This is a genomic window from Streptomyces sp. NPDC018610 (assembly GCF_044391765.1).
In the GTDB taxonomy this organism is placed as follows: Bacteria; Actinomycetota; Actinomycetes; order Streptomycetales; family Streptomycetaceae; genus Streptomyces.
This window is the reverse complement of sequence record NZ_JBISAL010000025.1, coordinates 1-3856: the sequence shown is the minus strand read 5'-3', so window position 1 is coordinate 3856 and position 3856 is coordinate 1. Positions and strand designations below refer to the sequence as shown.

1 protein-coding gene is annotated in these 3856 nt (G+C 75.1%); it reads left to right on the top strand.

What is annotated here, in order from left to right; genetic code table 11:
- On the top strand, window positions 1–3856 hold a 3856-nt coding region (locus ACH5A8_RS34505; RefSeq protein WP_399007946.1), incomplete at both ends, for an SDR family NAD(P)-dependent oxidoreductase.

The window sequence follows — 3856 nt, the reverse complement described above, 5'->3', positions numbered from 1 at the left end:
TGCGGGTGCGTCTGGCTCCGGTCGGCAGGGACGCGCTGTCGGTGAGCGTCGCCGACGGCACCGGACAGCCCGTCGCCACCGTCGACTCGCTGGTCTGTCTGCCCGTCGACCGGGAGCAGCTCGCGGCTGCTGCGAACACCGCTCGCGCGCCGGAGCACGAGGCGCTCTTCCACCTCGACTGGACGCCGGTCGCCGCGGCGACGGCCGACCGTACCGCCGGCTCCCTTCGCTGGGCGCTGCTCGGCGACGAATCCGCCGGACTCGGCGCCGCTCTCGCCGCCGACGCCCACCCCGATCTGGCCGCGCTGGCCGACGCGACGGCTGCGGGCGCGGCACTTCCGGACCTCGTCGTCCTTCCGGTGCCGACGACGGCCCCGCGAGGAGGGGCCGGCACCGTGGAGGCCGCCCGGGCGGTGACGCACCAGGTCCTCGACGTCGTGCAGACCTGGCTGACGGACGAGCGGTTCGCGGCGGCCGGGTCCCGGCTGGCGGTGGTGACGCGCGGCGCCGTGGCGGCCGGTCCCGACGAGGGCGTGGCGGATCTCGCGGGCGCGCCCGTGTGGGGGCTGCTGCGCGCGGCGCAGACCGAGAACCCGGACCGCTTCCTGCTGCTCGACACCGACGACGCCGAAGCCTCCCGCACGGCGGTGCGGGCGGCCCTGCTGTGGGCGATGGCGCAGGACGAGCCGCAGGTGGCCGTGCGGAACGGTGAGGTGCGCGCACCGCGGCTGGCCCGGGTCGGGCAGGGCGGTGGGGCGCTGCTGCCGCCGGCCGGGTCCTCGGCCTGGCGGCTGGAGATCCCGGTCAAGGGCTCGTTCGCCAACCTCGAGCTGAGGGAGAGCCCCGCGGCCGAGGAGCCGTTGCGCCCCGGTGAGGTGCGGGTCCAGGTGCGGGCCGCCGGCATGAACTTCCGGGACGTCCTGCTGGCCCTGGGCGTCGTGCCGAACCAGCAGGTCATGGGCAACGAGGCCGCCGGTGTCGTACTCGAAGTCGGCGAGGGCGTGACGGACCTGGCGGCCGGCGACCGGGTGATGGGCGTCTTCTCCGGGGCATTCGGCCCCGTCGCCGTCACGGACCGGCGGATGCTCGCTCCCATGCCGACCGGCTGGTCCTTCGTCCAGGCCGCGTCCGTGCCCGTCGTCTTCCTCACGGCGTACTACGGTCTGCGCGACCTGGCCGGTCTGCGCCCCGGCGAGTCGGTGCTCGTGCACAACGCCGCCGGCGGCGTCGGCATGGCCGCCGTCCAGCTGGCCCGGCACTGGGGCGCCGAGGTCTACGGCACCGCCAGCGAGGGCAAGTGGGACGCGCTGCGCGACGCTGGACTGGACGAGGCCCGCATCGCCTCGTCCCGCACCCTCGACTTCGAGGAGCGCTTCCGTGCGGCGAGCGGCGGTCACGGCATGGACGTGGTGCTGGACGCGCTCGCGGGCGAGTTCGTGGACGCCTCGCTCAGGCTGCTGCCGCGCGGCGGGCGCTTCCTGGAGATGGGCAAGACCGACCAGCGGGACCCCGCGGAGGTCGCCGCCGCCCACCCCGGCGTCGCCTACCAGGCGTTCGACCTGGGGGAGGCAGGGCTCGACCGCACCCAGGAGATGCTGACCGAACTGCTGGAACTGTTCGAGCAGGGCGTGCTCACCCCGCTGCCCGTCGCCTCCTGGGACATCCGGCGGGCGCCCGAGGCGTTCCGCCACCTCAGCCAGGCCCGGCACATCGGCAAGGTGGTGCTCACCGTGCCCGCCCCGCCGGCCGGCACCGGGAGCGGGACCGCGCTGGTCACCGGCGCCACCGGCACCCTCGGCCGGCTCATGGCCCGCCACCTCGTGGAACGGCACGGGGTGCGGAACCTGCTGCTCGTCAGCCGCAGCGGCCCGGCCGCCGAGGGCGCCGCCGAACTCGTCGCCGCGCTCGACGCGCTCGGCGCCCGCACCCGTCTGGTGGCGTGCGACGTCGCGGACCGGGAAGCCCTGGCCGAGCTGCTGGACGGCGTGCCCGCCGAGCACCCGCTCACCACCGTCGTCCACACCGCCGGCGTCCTGGACGACGGCATGCTGCCGACGCTCACCGCGGAGCGCGTCGACACGGTGCTGCGTCCCAAGGCCGAAGCCGCCTGGCACCTGCACGAGCTGACACGCGACCTGGACCTGTCGGTGTTCGCCCTGTTCTCGTCCGTCTCGGGTCTGCTCGGCAACGCCGGCCAGGGCAACTACGCCGCGGCCAACACCTTCCTCGACGCCCTGGCCGCCGCCCGCCGCGCCGAGGGCCTTCCCGGCACGTCGCTGGCCTGGGGCTTCTGGGAAGAGCGCAGCGGCATGACGGGCGAGCTGGCCGACGTCGACCGCGCCCGCATCGCCCGCTCCGGGCTCGCACCGCTGTCCTCCGAGGAGGCGCTGGCGCTGTTCGACACCGCCGTCGCCGCGGACGGCGCGCTCACCGCGCCCGTCCGGTTCGACACGGCCGCCCTGAGCGCCGCCGAGGCGCCCCTGCCCGCGCTGCTGCGCGGCCTGGTCCGCGGCTCCACCGGGCGCCGCACCCGCGCCACGGCCACCGGCCGCTCCACGACCGCCGAATCCGGCCTCGCCCGGCAGCTGGCCGGCCGGCCGGAGGACGAACAGCTCGCCGCGCTCTCGGAGTTCGTCCGCGGGCACGTCGCGACCGTCCTCGGCCACGGCTCGGCGACCGCCGTCGAGGAGAGCAGGGCCTTCAAGGAACTCGGCTTCGACTCGCTGACCTCGGTGGAACTGCGCAACCGCCTCAACGCCGCGACCGGCCTGCGGCTGCCCGCCACCCTCGTCTTCGACCACCCGACCCCCGGCGCCCTCGCCCGCCACCTGCACGACGAGCTGCTCGGCACGGCAGCGGACCACGACGTCACGGGACCGGCCACCGCCGCGCATGCGGACGACGATCCCATCGTCGTCGTCGGCATGAGCTGCCGCTACCCGGGTGACGTCGACTCGCCTGAGGCCCTGTGGGACCTGTTGGCCTCGGGCCGGGACGGCATCACCGGCTTTCCCACGGACCGCGGCTGGGACCTCGACGCGCTGTACGACGCCGACCCCGATCGCCCCGGCACGTCGTACGTCCGCAGCGGCGGCTTCCTGCACACGGCCGCTGGGTTCGACGCGGGCTTCTTCGGGATCTCCCCGCGCGAGGCGCTGGCCATGGATCCTCAGCAGCGCCTGCTGCTCGAAGCGTCGTGGGAGGCCTTCGAGCGGGCGGGCATCGACCCGACCTCGCTGCGCGGCTCCCAGGCCGGCGTCTTCGCCGGAGCAGCGGCCCAGGGCTACGCCTTCGGCCGCGAACAGGCCGCCGAGGGCAGTGAGGGCTACTACCTCACCGGCAGCACCACCTCCGCCATCTCCGGCCGTGTGGCCTATACCTTCGGCCTCGAGGGTCCGGCGGTGACGGTGGACACGGCGTGTTCGTCGTCGCTGGTAGCCCTGCATCTGGCGGCGCAGGCGCTGCGCAACGGCGAGTGCACCCTGGCCCTGGCGGGCGGGGTGAACGTGATGGCCACGTCCATGGCCTTCGTGGAGTTCAGCCGGCAGCGCGGGCTGTCGCCGGACGGCCGCTGCAAGTCCTTCTCCGACGAGGCCGACGGCACGGGCTGGGCCGAGGGCGTGGGCATGCTGGTGCTGGAGCGGTTGTCGGACGCGCGGCGCAACGGGCATCCGGTGCTGGCGGTGGTGCGTGGCTCGGCCGTCAACCAGGACGGGGCCAGCAACGGCCTCACCGCCCCCAATGGTCCGTCGCAGCAGCGCGTGATCCGGGCTGCCCTGGCGAGTGCGGGTCTCGCCGCGTCCGATGTGGACGCGGTGGAGGCGCATGGCACGGGGACGACGCTGGGTGACCCGAT